The 14,959-nt window shown below is 69.4% G+C and carries 12 protein-coding genes; 8 read left to right on the top strand and 4 right to left on the bottom strand.

The window, feature by feature from the left end; all coding sequences use genetic code 11:
- Window positions 1–11: 11 nt before the first annotated feature.
- The 3 genes from INT51_RS09865 to INT51_RS09855 all read right to left on the bottom strand — a co-directional run bounded on the left by INT51_RS09865 (window position 12) and on the right by INT51_RS09855 (window position 3,994).
- A complete protein-coding gene (locus INT51_RS09865; protein ID WP_193105127.1) occupies window positions 12–1,064 on the bottom strand; it encodes a LacI family DNA-binding transcriptional regulator in 1,053 nt (350 codons plus the stop codon).
- 75 nt (window positions 1,065–1,139) lie between these two features.
- Window positions 1,140–2,429: an ABC transporter substrate-binding protein gene (locus tag INT51_RS09860; RefSeq protein WP_193105126.1), complete on the bottom strand. Its 1,290-nt coding sequence runs from the start codon at window positions 2,427–2,429 to the stop codon at window positions 1,140–1,142.
- A 38-nt stretch (window positions 2,430–2,467) separates the two neighbouring features.
- Window positions 2,468–3,994, bottom strand: coding sequence for a sulfatase-like hydrolase/transferase (locus INT51_RS09855; protein WP_193105125.1), 1,527 nt, complete (start codon window positions 3,992–3,994; stop codon window positions 2,468–2,470).
- A 415-nt stretch (window positions 3,995–4,409) separates the two neighbouring features.
- On the opposite strand from INT51_RS09855, the gene INT51_RS09850 reads away from it, so the two are divergent.
- From INT51_RS09850 to INT51_RS09835, 4 genes are all read left to right on the top strand, one after another.
- Window positions 4,410–5,453: a CAAX protease gene (locus INT51_RS09850; protein WP_193105124.1), complete on the top strand. Its 1,044-nt coding sequence runs from the start codon at window positions 4,410–4,412 to the stop codon at window positions 5,451–5,453.
- A gap of 109 nt (window positions 5,454–5,562) precedes the next feature.
- Window positions 5,563–6,576: a glycoside hydrolase family 43 protein gene (locus INT51_RS09845; RefSeq protein ID WP_193105123.1), complete on the top strand. Its 1,014-nt coding sequence runs from the start codon at window positions 5,563–5,565 to the stop codon at window positions 6,574–6,576.
- 184 nt (window positions 6,577–6,760) lie between these two features.
- Window positions 6,761–7,660, top strand: coding sequence for a sigma-70 family RNA polymerase sigma factor (locus INT51_RS09840; protein ID WP_226832193.1), 900 nt, complete (start codon window positions 6,761–6,763; stop codon window positions 7,658–7,660).
- Between the two features lie 106 nt (window positions 7,661–7,766).
- Window positions 7,767–8,003, top strand: coding sequence for a hypothetical protein (locus INT51_RS09835; RefSeq protein ID WP_193105122.1), 237 nt, complete (start codon window positions 7,767–7,769; stop codon window positions 8,001–8,003).
- A 179-nt stretch (window positions 8,004–8,182) separates the two neighbouring features.
- Here the strand turns inward: INT51_RS09835 and INT51_RS09830 are convergent, their stop codons facing one another.
- Complete coding sequence (locus tag INT51_RS09830) at window positions 8,183–9,193, bottom strand: LacI family DNA-binding transcriptional regulator (RefSeq protein ID WP_193105121.1); 1,011 nt, start codon at window positions 9,191–9,193, stop codon at window positions 8,183–8,185.
- A gap of 305 nt (window positions 9,194–9,498) precedes the next feature.
- Here INT51_RS09830 and INT51_RS09825 point away from each other — a divergent pair, with 305 nt between their 5' ends.
- The 4 genes from INT51_RS09825 to INT51_RS09810 all read left to right on the top strand — a co-directional run bounded on the left by INT51_RS09825 (window position 9,499) and on the right by INT51_RS09810 (window position 14,943).
- Window positions 9,499–10,500: a sugar ABC transporter permease gene (locus tag INT51_RS09825; protein WP_193105120.1), complete on the top strand. Its 1,002-nt coding sequence runs from the start codon at window positions 9,499–9,501 to the stop codon at window positions 10,498–10,500.
- A gap of 77 nt (window positions 10,501–10,577) precedes the next feature.
- A complete protein-coding gene (locus INT51_RS09820; RefSeq protein WP_193105119.1) occupies window positions 10,578–11,459 on the top strand; it encodes a carbohydrate ABC transporter permease in 882 nt (293 codons plus the stop codon).
- An 83-nt stretch (window positions 11,460–11,542) separates the two neighbouring features.
- The gene (locus tag INT51_RS09815; protein WP_193105118.1) at window positions 11,543–13,192 is read left to right on the top strand and encodes an extracellular solute-binding protein; all 1,650 of its coding nucleotides are present in this window, start codon (window positions 11,543–11,545) and stop codon (window positions 13,190–13,192) included.
- A 101-nt stretch (window positions 13,193–13,293) separates the two neighbouring features.
- Window positions 13,294–14,943: an extracellular solute-binding protein gene (locus INT51_RS09810; protein ID WP_193105117.1), complete on the top strand. Its 1,650-nt coding sequence runs from the start codon at window positions 13,294–13,296 to the stop codon at window positions 14,941–14,943.
- Window positions 14,944–14,959: the final 16 nt, after the last annotated feature.

Raw genomic sequence — 14,959 nt, 5'->3', positions numbered from 1 at the left:
CCTGCCGGTGATCAGGCCACGGGCCGGGTGGATTCGCGGATGACCAGACGGAACGGGGCGCACCGCTCGGACTCCGGCGGGGAGGCCGTGGCCCCTGGACTCCCACCGGCTCCACGGGGGACCAGTTCTTCGAGAGCGTCGACGGCGAGGCGGGCGACGGCGCCGCGGTCCGGGGCGATCGTCGTCAGCGAGGGGGAGACGCTGCTCGCGTACGGGATGTCGTCGAACCCCATGACCGCGACGTCCTCCGGCACGGAGAGGCCGCGGGCGTGGAGGGCACGGATCGCCCCCATCGCCACCCAGTCGGTGACGGCGAACAGGGCGTCCGGCGGGTCGGCGACCTCGTCGAGCATCTGCGCGGTGGCCCGTTCGCCGTCCTCGCCGGTGTTCGCCCTGATCGGGCGCATGAGCTCGGGCATCACCGGCAGGTCGGCCTCGTGGAGTCCGTCCAGGACCCCGGAGGCGCGGTCGTCCGCCACCCCGGAGGCGGTGGCACCGATCATCGCGAGTCGTCGGCACCCACCCGCGATCAGGTGTCGAGCAGCTTCGAGGCCGGCCGCGCGATTGTCGATCCCGACATGCGGGGCGGCGCCCGCGAGCCGGTGGTCCCCGAGCATCACCAGGGGGAGGGTGGCGCGGCGATCGGCCAGGTCGTCGGCACCGAGCTCCCGGGCGCTGAGGATCATGCCGTCGATGCGCTGCGGGAAATCGCCGTGGAGAGCGCGGCGCTCGCCGTCGGGATCCCCGCCGGTCTGGTGCATGAGCACGAACCAGCCATGTTCTCCGGCGGCCTCGACCACGCTCCCGGCGAGCGAGGCGAAGTAGGGCAGCTCGAGGCGCGGGACCGCCAGCACGATCACCCCGGAGCGGCCACGGGCGAGGTTCCGGGCGGAGAGATTGGGTCGGTACCCGACCTGGTCGACGGCCGCGAGCACCTTCGTGCGGGTCGGCTCGGAGACGGGTGCGTAACCGCCCATGACGTTGGAGACGGTCTTCATCGACACGCCTGCGACCGCGGCGACGTCGGTCAGGCGCGGACGGGGAGAGCGTCTGTCCTGCGGCACGCGGGCCAGTCTACTGACGGCCTGACCACCCCGACGGCGATGTCGCCGACGGGACGCGCACGGCCGGCCGCGCCGTCAATCGGAGAGGGCGGCGGCCGCGGCCTCGATGAACGACGCCGCAGCGGCCGACGGGGTCGCCTTGCCGAAGGCGACGTCCTCGTTCAGGCGGCCGAACTCGGTGCCCTGCAGGGCGCCGTAGCCCTGAGGCCAGGGAGCCGGTGGCGGTCCCGTGCTCCCGGCCACGGACTCGACGTAGGCCATGGCCTTCGACGCGGCGGAGTCCGCCGCCTCGTCGAGCAGGTCGCGGGAGGCGGACGACGGCGGCACGCCGAGCGTGAGACCGATCGACGAGACGGCCGCGGCATCGGTGACGAGGAAATCGATGAGGGCGGCGGCGTCGTCGGGGCGGGGGCTCGAGGAGAGGATCGACCAGAAGTCGAGGGCGGTCACGAACTGTCCCGACAGGTCGCCGGCGGCGGCGCCCGGGACGTCGGCCACCTCGAGCGGATGGTCCGGCACCACCGGCTGGTAGAACGTCACCTGCTGCACCCAGCCGAAGGTGACCGCTGCCGTCAGGGCGGCGAACTGCGAGTCCTCGAAACCGGTGGACTCCGCGGTGAGCTCAGGGGGCGGCGCGGCGCCCGCGTCCCGCAGGCTCTGCCACATCACCAGCCACTCCTCGATGACATCGGCCCCGACGGCGAGGGAGCGCCCGTCGAACAGCTCCGTCCCGTGCTGGCGCGCGAACACCCCGAAGAGCTGGAAATCCCCGCCGGCGTCGGTGGTCCCGTACATGTCGGGACCAGCCTGCTCGGCGAAGCCGGTGGCGAACTCCGTGAAGTCGCTCCAGTCCCAGGTCTCGGGCAGCTCGATCCCGTGCTCCTGGACGAGGGCGGGGTTGCGGAAGCTGGTCTGGGTGATCGAGGACTGCCCGATGCCGAACTGCCCCTCCGTGGTGGTGCCGGCCGCGGCGGCATCCTCGTCGAGCGCGGAGACGTCGATCGTGGACCCGATGAGGTCACCGAGGTCCAGCAGCGCACCGCGCTCGGCGTACTCGGACAGCCAGGACATCGACATGCGCACGATGTCGGGCCCCTGCCCGCCCGCGACCTGGGTGGCGAGCTTGTCCCAGTAGTCCACGAAGGCGGCCTTCTGGGTGGTGATCGGGAGGTCGGGTTTCGCCTCCCGATAGGCGGTCAGCGCCCCGTCGATGCCGTCGTGCACCGGTTGGCCGCCGTACCAGGCGACCAGCAGATCGGCCGAGGCGTCCTTGGCGCCCGGACCGCAGGCGGCCAGAGGGAGGGCTGCGGCGGCGCCTCCGGCGGCGAGCAGCGATCGGCGCGAGAGGCGGGTCGAAGGGGTCATGTCGGGCCTCCGAAATCTTCGAGGGGGCGGCGAGGGCCTCATGCCCAGCGCCAGTTGTGGGGTCGGGTGCGGGGCGTGTATGCGCCGGCGGGGAGGTCGTCGGCGGCCCGCATCATCCAGCGCACCAGCCGTCGGTGCAGGTCGGAGCGGATCTCCTGGTGCTCGGGATCCTCGCTGAGGTCGTGGATCTCCAGGGGGTCGGCGGTCAGGTCGTGCAGGGTGTCGTGGCCGTGGTCGTCGACGACGAGCTTGTGGTGGCCGTGGACGAGCATCCGCATCTCGCCGCCGAGGGTGACGGAGTTGAGTTCGTCGAAACCGGCTCCCTCGTAGGAGAAGTGCAGCGGTGGCCGATCGGTCTCCTCGTAGGAGACCCCGCCGTAGCCGAGCTCACCGAGGATCGAGCCGAACTCCTCCTCGGGTACCTTCTCGCCGCGCAGCAGCGGATCGAGGGAACGGCCCTGCACCCCGTCCGGGATGGCGCCGGTGAGGCGCTCGGCGAGGGTCGGCATGATGTCGATGATCGAGACCAGCTCCTCGCGGACCTGGGGAACGATGCCGGGGCCGCTGAAGCCCAGGGGGATGCGCATCAGCGCGTCGGGCATGGCGGCGCCCTTGCGCTGCAGCCCGTACTCGCCGACGAAGTCGCCGTGATCGGAGAGCACCACGATGATCGTCTCCCGGCCGCCCTCGGCGATCGCGTCGAGCAGACGCCCGATCTGGTCGTCGATCAACCGCAGCATGCCCAGATAGTTCGCCCGGTACCGGCGCCACTGCCGGTCGAAGCCGGGCCGCTTCTCCTCGATCAGGCGGTGCAGCCAGCGGAACCGCCAGTCCATCCCGTCCAGCACGCTCGCGTCGGTCGCGCGCTCGGGGATCTGGTCCTCGAACATGCTGAAGTACGGCTCGGGCACCTGGTACGGATTGTGCGGTTCGGGGAAGGACACCCAGGTGAACTGCGGGCGATCGGCCGGCGCGGTGTCGAGTGCCTGCAGCGCGCCGTCGACGATGCGCACCGGGAACTGGTCCTCGAGGGCGAAGGGGGTGGGCACGTCGGCGACGCCGTGGTCGAGCTCGCGCAGCCACTGCTCGAACGCGGCCGGGTCGCGGTCGGGAGGAGCAGGCGGATCGGACCGGTCCGACGGGATCGGCGTGGCAGATGCGCCAGGAGAGGCGTCGGGGCCTGCGCTGGGCCCGCTGTCGTGGAAGAACGGCCCGCTGTAGCTGTCGAAATCGTCCGGGCCGGGGTGCATATGCGGTTTGCCGCTGAAGTGCAGCGAGTAGCCGGCGTCGCGCAGCACGTCCAGCAGGTCGGTCCCGAAGCTCGCGTGCCGCGCGGTGCTGTTCTGGCGCACCCGGTGGGCGGTCGGGAAGCGGCCCGTCAGCAGGCTGGTCCGAGCCGGGACGCAGACCGGGGAGCTGGTGTAGGCGCGCTCGAAGCGGGTCCCGGCGGCGAGCAGGGCGTCGGTGCGAGGCATCGTGTCGGGGCCGCCCTGGGCGGCTGTGCAGCCCACGCGCTGCTGGTCGGTCATCAGCAGCAGGACGTCCGGGGAGCGTGATCCTGGCATGTCCTGCCTCCTCGTCGTGGCCGGTGGGTGATGTCCCGCCCGTGACTCTACAGCGCTGTAATGCTGCGGGGTCAAGGCCTTCCCTGCGGTAACTCCTGAGGTGCCGAGCGGCCCTGGCGGAGAGGGGCAGCCCGTCTCCGGAGTGCGCCGACGAGGCCGGACGGGCGACCGGCATCGCCGTCGTGAGCGACGGATCAGGACCGGACTGCCCAGGGGTGGCCGCCCTCACGGCGTCCACAGCCAGGGGGTTCTACAGTGGAACGGTCATGTGCAGACTCCTCGCTCTTCCTCCCGACCAGCCCGTCACGGCCGATCTCCGGTCGCTCGGTGCGCCCCGATCCCTGCCGGACCCGTCGCGTGCGCACGCCGACGGGGCGAGCCCCGCCGCCCACGACGAGAGTGCAGGCAACGCCGCATGAGCACCCCCCGGGCCGATCGCCCCCTTCCGTATCACCGACTCGCGACGCTGCGCCCCGCCTGGGCAGCCCCGTCCCGGCCCGTGCTCACGCTCGCGACGGCCCTGGTCGTGTATGTCATCCTCGCCTCCGTCCTGCTCGTGGGGACCGTGCTGGTCCTCGCGCTCGTACCGGGCGTGAACGCCGCGATGGGAGTCACCAGCGGCGACCCCACCAGTCCCCTCGATGTGGGCATCGCTCTCGCGATGGGGGCCCTGTGGTGGCCCGCCGCACTGGTCGGCGTGCGCGTCGGCGGGTGGCGTCCGCTCGGCCCGACCTGGTCGGTCGCCAGTCGCTGGCGCACGGAACTGCTGCGCTCCACCGGTATCTGGGTCGTGGTCGGTGCGCTCGGCGTGGTCGCGATCGCCGCCGTCGCGGGCGCGGTCGTCGGCGCCGACGGTGCCGGGTCGGTCGGCGGTGGGGCATCCTTCCTTCAGCTGTCGGTGGTGGTCCTGCTCGTGCTGGTCCTGGCGCCGATCCAAGCCGTCGGTCTCGAGCTGGCACTGCGCGGGATGGTGCTCCAGGCCATCGGCACCTGGCTGCGGAGCCCGGTGGTCGGGATCCTGGTCGTGGCTGCCCTCGCCCTCATCGGCCGTGAGCTCACCGCCGCGGTGATGCTTCCGGCCCTGGCTGTTGCGCTCAGCGCCGCCGTGCTGGCCTGGAAGACGGGCGGCCTCGAGCTCCCGATCCTGCTCACCGCCACCGCGACGGTCTCCGCACTGTGCGTCTCCGCGCTCGCAGCGGGCACCGGCGCCGGAGCCGGCGCGTCGGCGGTCGGCGCGGCGGTCTCTGCCCCCGGCACCTCCGCCGCGGCCCTCGCGAGCACGGAGGTCGGGCCCGCCTCCGCCGAGGCGGCCCTGGCCGGGGGAGCGGCTGGCGCGATCGCGCTGCTGATCCTCACCGTGGTGTTCGTGGTGCTGGTGAGTCGGCGCGACGGGCTCCGCCTGCTCGAGCCCGTCGGTCGGTCGTCGGGCGAGCTCCCGCCGAAGCCCGTGCTGATCTGAGCGCACCGTCTGAGTTCCACGGAGGCCTGGACACCTCCTGGCTTCTCACGTAGGAATAGGGGCGGCCGGGCACTGCCGCACGGTCTCCACTCCACGAAGGACGCCGACGATGACGCCTCTCGCCCGTATCTCCCGCCGCACCCTGTTCGCCTCCGGGACCCTCTCCGTGGCCGCCGGGGCAAGCCTGCCCGCCGCCCACGCCACCTCCGGCTACACCAACCCCGTGATCGCCACGAATCAGCCGGATCCCGGAGTTCTGCGCGTCGACCAGGGGTACTACCTGTACTCCACGGCGGGAGCCGCCGGGAACATGCCCGTGCTGAGATCCCCGGACCTCGTGCACTGGCGTCGGGTGGGGGACGGCCAGCCCGTCATCGCTCCCTGGTCGATCAGCGGAAGGCACTGGGCGCCTGAGGTCATCGAGGTGGACGGCAGCTTCCACGCGTACTACACGGCCCGGGAGCGCGCCACGGATCGGCAGGCGATCGGCGTCGCGGTGGCGCAGAGACCCGAGGGGCCCTTCGTCGACTCGGCGGACGCGCCGCTGCTGTCCACCCCCGACGAGGGAGGATGCATCGACGCCTCCCCGTTCCGGGACGAGGACGGCTCGCTCTGGCTGCTCTGGAAGAACGACGGCAACGCCGCAGATCAGGACTCCTTCCTGTTCGCCCAGCGCCTTGCGGACGACGGCCTCTCCCTCGAGGGGGAGCGCACCCGGATCCTCGAGCGCGATCAGGCCTGGGAGATCTACACGATCGAGGGCGCGGCGGTGATCGCCGACGGCGGCCGCTACTACCTGTTCTACTCCGCCGGCGAGTACTGGAACGAGACCTACGGGGTGGGCGTCGCGATCGCCGACGCGATCGACGGGCCGTGGACGAAGCTCTCCGACCAGCCCGTGCTCTCGGCCAACGACGTCGCCGCGGGGCCCGGGCACGGCATGCCCGTGCGTGCATCGGATGGCATCTGGTACGTCTATCACGCCTGGCAGCCGAGCCCCGTCGGCGAGGATCCCGGCCGCCAGACCTGGCTCTCCAAGGTCCGCATCGACGGCGAGAGCGTGAGCATCGACGGTCCATCGATCGGCAACCCCGAGCGTCCCGATACCGACTACCGACCCTGAGCGGGCAGTCCGCCGAGGGGCCGGGCGGGCCGTCGACGGGCAGGCGGGCCGCCGAGAGACCGAGCGGGCCGCCGAGAGACTGAGCAGGTCGCCGAGGGGCCCGTCACATCCGGCGCACGGTGCGCGTCGAACGTGCAGGAGTCTTCGGCGGCATGGCCGGCGGCGCAGAGGGAAGGATGGGGTCATGGACCCGATGGAGATGGATCCGATGGCCGGCACAGACGCCGGCGGAAGTGACGGCACCGGTACGGACGACCTCGCCCGACGCTTCGAGCAGGAGAGGCCCCGGCTGGTCGCACTCGCCGCCAGGATCCTCGGCGACGCCACCGAAGCACAGGACATCGCGCAGCGTGCCTGGTTGCGACTCGATGCCACGGACCAGGACATCGAGAACCTGCCCGCGTGGCTGACGACCGTGACGACGCGACTGTGCCTGGACCGGCTGCGCCGGCGCACCCCGATCCCCGAGGAGGAGATCGAGGTCGAGGGGACCGCCCCCGACCCGGCGGAGGACGTGGCGCTCGCCGACACGGTGGGCATCGCCCTGCAGATGGTGCTGGACCGGCTGAGCCCGAACGAGCGGGTCGCCTTCGTCATGCACGACAGCTTCGGCTTCGAGTTCACGACGATCGCGCAGGCCCTGGACACCACGCCGCAGGCGGCCCGCAAGCTCGCCTCCCGCGCCCGCGCCAAGGTCGCCCAGCCCCGCCCCGAGGACGCGCTCGCCGACTGGGAGGTCGTCGACGCGTTCATGGCCGCTGCCCGGGGAGGCGACTTCACGCGCCTGGTGCAGCTGCTCGCCCCGGATGCCGTGGTCCGCGGGGATCGGCAGGCGATCGAGACGGGCACTCCCACAGCTCTCGATGGACGCGACGACATCGCGAGCTTCTTCAACGGCTCGGCGCACGCCGCCCTGCCGGTCAGTGTGGATGGTCGCGCCGGTTCGGCGTGGTTCCACCGCGGGCAGGCGATGGTCCTGTTCGACTTCACCGTCGAGGACGGTCGCGTGGTGCGCATCGACTTCCGTGCAGATCCTGAGGTCATCGACCGGGTGGTGCGGCGCGACGGGGCCGATCCCCGCTGACCCCCGCCAGGGATCGCGCCCGGCGGTCACACATCCGGCCCGGCGTGCGTCAGAGAAGTGAGTGCGGGAGAACCCGCAGCATCCACCTTCCTGGAAGGACAATCCGATGAAGACCATGACCTGCAAACAGCTCGGCGGACCCTGCGACCTCGCCCATCAGGGTGAGAGCGCTGACGACGTCATCCATGCCCAGGACAAGCACCTCAGGCAGGCCGTGAAGAGGGGCGACGAGGCCCACGGGCCGGCCCGCCAGGAGATGAAGTTCCGCTGGCTGCACCCCAAGCAGTCCCTGGGGTGGTACAACGCCTCCAAAGCGACTTTCGCCGAGCTGCCCGAGGACTGATCGGGCCCGGTTGCTCGCCATCGTGGCGAATGCGGGACTTATTCGTGGAGCCGATGCCATATAGGCAGTCGTTCCACGAATAAGTCCCGTTCTCGTGCGCCCCGCCGGGCCACGCCGCGCCGGGCCACGCCGCGCCGGGCCGCGCCGCGCCGGGCCGCGCCGGGCCGGGCCGCGCCGGGTCAGCCCGGGGGCGGCCCGGTCGACCCTCGCCAGATCACCGTGGACAGGGCCTCCTCTTCCGGGAGTGGCTGCTCGCGCAGGGCGGCGATCAGGCGGCTCATGGCGTTGCGACCCAGCTGACGTCGATCATCGTTGACGGTCGTGAGTGTGGGCCGCAGGTGTGCGCCGAGGAACTGGTTGTCCCAGCCGGTCACGCTGAGGTCCTCCGGAACACTCCAACCGCGTTCCCGGGCACCGTTGATCACCCCGGCGGCGATCGTGTCGCTCCCGGCGATCACAGCGGTGGGGCGATCCTGTTCCGCCAAGGATGTGATCGCCTCCTGCCCTGATCTCGCCGACCAGATGCCCGTGTGCACCTGCGGTGGCCCGACCTGCAGGCGGTCGGCGGACTCGATGAACACCGCGAGGCGATTTCGGGCCGAGGCATAGGTGAGTTCGCCGGTCACGTGGAGGAACCGTCGATGTCCCAGTCGGTGGAGACCGTCCATCAGCTCGGCGATCGGAGCCCCATCCGCCATCGCGCCCATGCTGCGGGTGTTCTCGTCGTAGTCCGCCGAGGCGACGATCGCCGCCCGGCCCGGGTAGCTGTTCTCCGTCTCCGGGGGTAGAGGCGCGAGCGCGAGGACCCCGTCCACCTGCCCTGAGTCGGCGATCTGCAGGACACGTTCGAAGGCGGCGTGCGCGTCGCCGTCCACGCTCAGCACCTCGAGTGCGTACCCCTCGGCGGTGGCGATGTCGATCGCGCCGCTCAGTGCTGACGCCTGGAACCCGCTGACCGCCGGCAGCAGCACCCCGATGCGCTGGGTGCGACGCGTGCGCATGGTCCTCGCCGAGAGGTTGGGTCTGTATCCGAGCTCCGCGATGGCGAGGCGCACCTTCTCCTGGGTCTGGGGCTTCATCCCCGTGTCGGCGCGAAGGTACCGCGAGACAGTCTGGTGGGAGACTCCGGCGGCTGCCGCGACCTGCCAGATCGTCGCCCGATTGGTGCTCTTCGTCGAGTCCGGCTGCATCTGGTCGTCCCTTGGATCGGATCGTGGTCGGCACCGCTGCGGCAGATCCGACATGACTCCCAGTATTCCTGGCTGAGCATTGCTGCGCGCGAGGCTCCGGGCTCGACCCAGGGCTTGACGGGTGAGCGATCGGAGCAGGGGGTTGCGCGCTAGAACAACTGCCTCTAACGTGAGAATACCAGAGTGATCGATCACTATGCGATGGAGCAGATTGTGGGCCGATGGCAGTGCGAGCCTTCCCGGCAACCGCGGGAAAGCGCATACAGGTACTCAGCAGGATCCCGACTCCCCAAGGGGGCGGCACGATGACAGCAGACGTCAAGAACACCTCCTCCCCCCGGAAGGAGAAGGAAGTCCGCAAGGCGGGTGGATCCCGAGCCGGAAGATCTCGAGCGCAGTTGCCGTGGTGGCAGCGGATATGGCGCGACCGCGCCGTGCTGCTGCTCGCCCTGCCCGGCATGGCGGTGATCGTCGTCTTCCAGTACCTGGCGCTGGGCGGCAACGTGATCGCCTTCCAGGACTTCCAGCCGTACTTGGGGATCTCCAAGAGCCTCTGGGTCGGGTTCGAGAACTTCCAGATCCTGGTGAGCGGGGACCCGGAGTTCCTCAACGCACTGCGCAACACGCTGATCATCACGGCGCTGCAGACGGTCATCGTCTTCCCGGCGCCGATCATTCTGGCGCTCATCCTGCACAGTCTGGTCTCCAACAAGGTTCGACAGGTTGTCCAGTCCGTGCTGTACCTGCCCCATTTCCTGTCCTGGGTCATCGTCGTCGCGGTCTTCCAGCAGATGCTCGGTGGTGCAGGTCTGCTCAACAACTTCCTGCGCGCCAACGGGTGGGAGCCCATCGACATCATTGGCAATGCCGATACCTTCTACGCGCTCATCACCTCCCAGGTGATCTGGAAGGACACGGGATGGGCGACCATCCTCTTCCTCGCCGTCCTCGCGGGGATCGACAAGTCGCTCTACGAGGCGGCAGCCATGGACGGCGCGACCCGCTGGCATCAGACATGGCACGTGACGCTCCCGGGCATGAGGCCGATCATCATCATGCTCTTCATCCTGAAGCTCGGCGACTCCCTCTCCGTGGGCTTCGAGCAGTTGATCCTGCAGCAGGACGCGGTCGGGGCCGGCGTTGCGCAAGTCCTCGACACCTACGTCTACAACAACGGCGTGGTCGGCGGGTATTGGGGCGTCTCGGCCGCGGTCGGGCTGGTGAAGGGCGTCGTCGGGCTGATCCTCGTGCTGATGGCCAACAAGATCGCGCACATGTTCGGCGAAGAAGGGGTGTACAAGGCATGACTGCGTCAGAGACTTCTCAGGATGTGCGCGAGGCCGACCAGGGTCGTCGCGGCAGGTCCCGGAGGAAGAAGCCCCGGATGATCGACGGCATTGCGACGCCGGGCCCCACGGAGTCGGTGATCAAGGGCATCGTCCTCACGATCGCCTGTGCGGCGGTAGTGCTGCCGTTCGTGGGCGTCTTCTCCACGAGCATCGCCTCGCCGGATCAGGTGACCAAGGCCGGCGGGTTCGTCCTGTTCCCTACCGGCATCGACTTCACCGCGTACCAGATGATCTTCTCCGGCGGCGTGGTCACCCGCGCTCTGGGAGTCAGCATGCTGGTCACCGTGGTCGGGACGTCACTGAGCCTGATCCTGACGACAACCCTGGGCTGGGCGCTGAGCCGCAAAGGAGCGTTCGCGAATCGACCGTTGCTGGTGCTTGTCCTGATCAGCCTGCTGTTCGGTCCCGGCATCATCCCCAGTTACCTGGTCGTCGAGCGGCTCGGGCTGCTCGACAGTCTGTGGGCGCTGATCATCCCGACTTCCGTATCGGCCTTCAACGTGGTGGTGGTGCGAGCCTTCTTCGTGCAGCTCCCGCAGGAGATCCTCGACTCGGCCAAGGTCGACGGTGCCGGCGAATTCCAGCTCTTCCTGCGTATCGGGCTGCCTCTGTCCAAACCGGTCATCGCGGTCGTCGGCCTGTTCTACGGCGTGGGCTACTGGAACGCCTTCTTCAACGCGCTGCTCTACCTGAGTGACGCGAGCAAATGGCCTCTGCAGATGGTGTTGCGCACGTACGTGGTCCAGGGCACCCAGCTCGGTGGTCAGGACCTCGGTATCGACACCTCGTCCCTGCCCCCGCAGACGTCCCTGCAGATGGCCATCCTCGTCATCTCGATCGTGCCCGTCCTGATCGTCTACCCGTTCCTGCAGCGACATTTCGCCAAGGGGATGCTCACCGGCGCCGTCAAGGGCTGACGCCACCACCTGTCACGGATCCCGGCACCCCACGTCGGCGACCCCTGGTCACTTACTCCATGAAGAGCGAAGGAGCAGTCATCATGAATCTCTCGACCACCACCTCCGGGGTCTCCCGGCGCAATCTCGTCAAAGGCGGGCTCGGCCTCGGCGCCGCGGCAGGCCTCGGCACGCTGGGCCTCTCCTCCTGCAGCAACGAAGGGCGAGGCGGAGCGGAGCTCGGCAACAATGCGAGCGTCACCCGGCCTGACTACATCCCCTTCGAAGGCGTCGCTCTCGACCTCGAAGGAGACGACGAGAAGGGCATCAGCGGGGCGATGCTCAACTACCCGGAGAACCCGCAGCCGGTCCTCGACGGGACTCCCGGGGACGGGCAGGACATCGGATTCTTCGTCCCGACCAACACGCCGGCGCCTCCTGGGCCCGGCAGCAATGCCTTCTGGCAGGAGCTCGACGAGCGCCTCGGGTCCACCACCTCGATCTCCGTGGTGCCGACCGGTGACTTCGCCGACCGTTTCAACACCACGATCGCCGGCGATCGTCTTCCCGACATCTTCTCGTTCTTCCCGGGCGACGTGCCGAGCCTTCCCGCGATGCTCGCGGAGCGCGCCGCGGACCTCACCGATCTGCTCGCCGGAAGCGCGGTCGCGGACTATCCCTTCCTCGCGAACGTGCCGCCGAAGGCCTGGGACGCCTGCATCTACGGCGGGAAGATCTACAGCATCCCGGTGCCCCGCGGCGTCGTGCAGACCTCTGTGCTGTTCGCGCGCCAGGATCTCCTGGAGTCGGAGGGTCTGGAGGTCGACGTCAGTTCCCTGGAGGGCTTCCTGGATTCGTGCAGGGAGTTGACCGGTGGGAACAGATGGGCGCTCCCGCACGTCCCGCTCGGGTTCCTGCGGCAGATGTTCGAGATCCCGAACGGGTGGTCGGGAGACGCCGATGGACTCACCAGCGCCAACGAGCACGAACGACAGGAGGACGCGCTGGAGGCGGGCCGACGAATTGTGCAGGAGGGCCTGGCCCACCCCGACTCCTTCACCGTGGATCAGCCCAAGAGGAAGACCTGGGTCGCCAACGGCACCACGCCCTTGATCTTCGACACCATGTCCGCCTGGCCGGACTTCGCGAACTTCGCCCTCCCGGACGGCTTCCTCCTCGACGTGCTCCAGCCTCCGCTGGCGGAAGGCGGCGGAGTGGCCCCGGTGCACATGGGGCCGTCGACCCACAACATCACGTCGATCAGCAAGAAGTCCGAGGATCGTGCGGCTGCTCTCCTCGAGGTCCTGAACTACATCGCGGCGCCCTTCGGGACCGCCGAGCAGCTGTTCATGGCGTACGGCGCGCAGGGCGTGCACCACGAACTCGACGGCACGAACCCGGTGGTCACCGAGAAGGGGCGCAGCGAACTGCAGCTCAGCGTGAAGTACATGGCCCAGGGGCCATGGGTCCATTTCAGTGCGAAGGACCCCACGGTCTCGCAGGCGCAGTACGACGCGTCGATGGAGCTGGGTCCGGGGGCGACGCACAATCCCGTCGAAGGCCTCTTCAGCGAGACCCAGAGCCGCAAGGGCAGGCAGATCGGCACCACCCTCGGCGATCTGGAGACGGACATCCTCCAGGGCCGAAAGCCGGTGAGCGACTGGCCGAAGGCCGTGGAGACCTGGAAGAAGGGTGGTGGAGACGACATACGCGACGAGTACCAGCAGGCGCTCGCCGAGAGGGCCGACGGCTGACCGCAGGTCGCGGAGCAGGCTCCGCGCCCCCGAGGCAGTGCCCTCTCCCGCACTCAAGATCCCCTTCCCCCATCCCGAGAAAGAGCGAAGGAGCAGTCTCCATGAAGACGTCCACCACCACACCAGGTATCTCCCGACGTGGCCTCGTCACAGGAGGGGTCGGGCTGACCGCTGCCGCTGGCCTCGGCCCCCTGAGCCTCGCAGCCTGCAGCAATGAGGGCCGCGGCGGCGCCGAGCTCGGCGACAACGCGAACGTCACCAGGCCCGACTACATCCCCTTCGAAGGGGTCACCCTCGATCTCGAGGGGGACGACGAGGCGGGCATCAGCGGAGCGATGCTCGACTATCCCGAGAATCCCGAGGCAGTGATCGACGGCCCGCCCGGTGACGGCGAGGACGTGGGCTTCTTCGTGATGACCAATACGCCGGCACCTCCGGGGCGCGACTCGAACGCGTTCTGGCAGGAGCTCGACGAGCGCCTCGGTGCGACCACCTCGATCTCCGTGGTGCCGACCGGCGACTTCGCCGACCGCTTCAACACCACCATCGCGGGCGACCGCCTGCCCGACATCTTCTCGTTCTTCCCCGGTGACGTCCCCAGCCTGCCGTCCATGCTGTCCGAGCGTGCAGCGGACCTGACCGATTTGCTCTCGGGCGGTGCGGTCGCGGACTACCCCTCCCTGGCGAACGTTCCTCCCCGGTGCTGGGACTCGTGCATCTACGGTGGGCGGATCTACTCTGTCCCCGTACCTCGCGGGATCGTGCAGTGCACGGTGATGTACTCCCGCCAGGACCTCATGGAGAGCGAGGGGCTCGAGGTCGACGTGAGCTCCCTGGAGGGCTTCCACGAGTCCTGTCAGGAGATGACCGGCGGGAATCGCTGGGCGCTTCCGCTCGTACCGCTCGGGTTCCTGCGGCAGATGTTCGAGATCCCCAACGTGTGGTCCGGGGACGCCGACGGACTTGTCAGCGCCCACGAGCACGAACGCCAGGAGGACGCGCTGGAGGCGGGCCGGAAGCTGGTCAAGGAGGGCCTGGTGCACCCGGATGCCTTCACGGCGAATATCCCGCAGCGCAAGACCTGGGTGGTCAGCGGTACCTGCACCCTCTTCTGGGGAACCCTGTCCGGGTGGCCGGATTTCAACAACTTCCCCCTCCCCGACGGTTTCGGCCTGCGAGTGCTCCAGCCGCCGAAGGCGGAGGGCGGTGGGGTGGCCCCGGTGCACATGGGGGCGGCGACCCACAACATCACCTCGATCAGCAAGAAGTCCGAGGATCGTGCGGCTGCCCTCCTCGACGTCCTGAACTACTTCGCGGCACCCCACGGATCCGCCGAGTACCTGTTCAACTCCTATGGGCTGGAAGGTGTCCACCATGATCTCGAGGGCACCAACCCGATCCTCACCGAGCAGGGACGCAACGAGCTGCAGCTGGGGCAGAAGTACATCGCGCAGGGGCCCTGGGTCCACTTCACCCCGAGGGACCCCGAGGTCACCAAGGCGCTGTACGACGTCACGCAGGAGCTGGCTCCGACGGTCACGCACAATCCCGTCGAGGGTCTCTACAGCCAGACCCAGAGCCGCGATGGCCGGCAGATCGGCTCCGCCCTCGGGGACATCGAGACGGACATCCTCCAAGGTCGCAAACCGGTGAGTGCCTGGGCGGATGCCGTCGCCACCTGGAAGAAGGGCGGAGGTGACGCGATCCGCGACGAGTATCAGCAGGCACTCGCCGAGAAGGCCGACGGCTGACCCCGGCAGCGGCGGC

The sequence above is a fragment of the Brachybacterium sp. FME24 genome (assembly GCF_014897705.1).
GTDB lineage: Bacteria > Actinomycetota > Actinomycetes > Actinomycetales > Dermabacteraceae > Brachybacterium.
Note: the sequence above shows the minus strand (reverse complement) of the source record. Positions and strands in the feature narration are given on the sequence as shown.

What these genes read in the sequence shown, in the direction of transcription:
- INT51_RS09810 (WP_193105117.1), top strand. Translation starts at nt 13,294, where the DNA reads ATGAAGACGTCCACCACCACACCAGGTATCTCCCGACGTGGCCTCGTC.
- INT51_RS09850 (WP_193105124.1), top strand. Translation starts at nt 4,410, where the DNA reads ATGAGCACCCCCCGGGCCGATCGCCCCCTTCCGTATCACCGACTCGCG.
- INT51_RS09840 (WP_226832193.1), top strand. Translation starts at nt 6,761, where the DNA reads ATGGACCCGATGGAGATGGATCCGATGGCCGGCACAGACGCCGGCGGA.
- INT51_RS09830 (WP_193105121.1), bottom strand. Translation starts at nt 9,193, where the DNA reads ATGCAGCCGGACTCGACGAAGAGCACCAATCGGGCGACGATCTGGCAG.
- INT51_RS09820 (WP_193105119.1), top strand. Translation starts at nt 10,578, where the DNA reads ATGATCGACGGCATTGCGACGCCGGGCCCCACGGAGTCGGTGATCAAG.
- INT51_RS09835 (WP_193105122.1), top strand. Translation starts at nt 7,767, where the DNA reads ATGAAGACCATGACCTGCAAACAGCTCGGCGGACCCTGCGACCTCGCC.
- INT51_RS09845 (WP_193105123.1), top strand. Translation starts at nt 5,563, where the DNA reads ATGACGCCTCTCGCCCGTATCTCCCGCCGCACCCTGTTCGCCTCCGGG.
- INT51_RS09825 (WP_193105120.1), top strand. Translation starts at nt 9,499, where the DNA reads ATGACAGCAGACGTCAAGAACACCTCCTCCCCCCGGAAGGAGAAGGAA.
- INT51_RS09860 (WP_193105126.1), bottom strand. Translation starts at nt 2,429, where the DNA reads ATGACCCCTTCGACCCGCCTCTCGCGCCGATCGCTGCTCGCCGCCGGA.
- INT51_RS09855 (WP_193105125.1), bottom strand. Translation starts at nt 3,994, where the DNA reads ATGCCAGGATCACGCTCCCCGGACGTCCTGCTGCTGATGACCGACCAG.
- INT51_RS09815 (WP_193105118.1), top strand. Translation starts at nt 11,543, where the DNA reads ATGAATCTCTCGACCACCACCTCCGGGGTCTCCCGGCGCAATCTCGTC.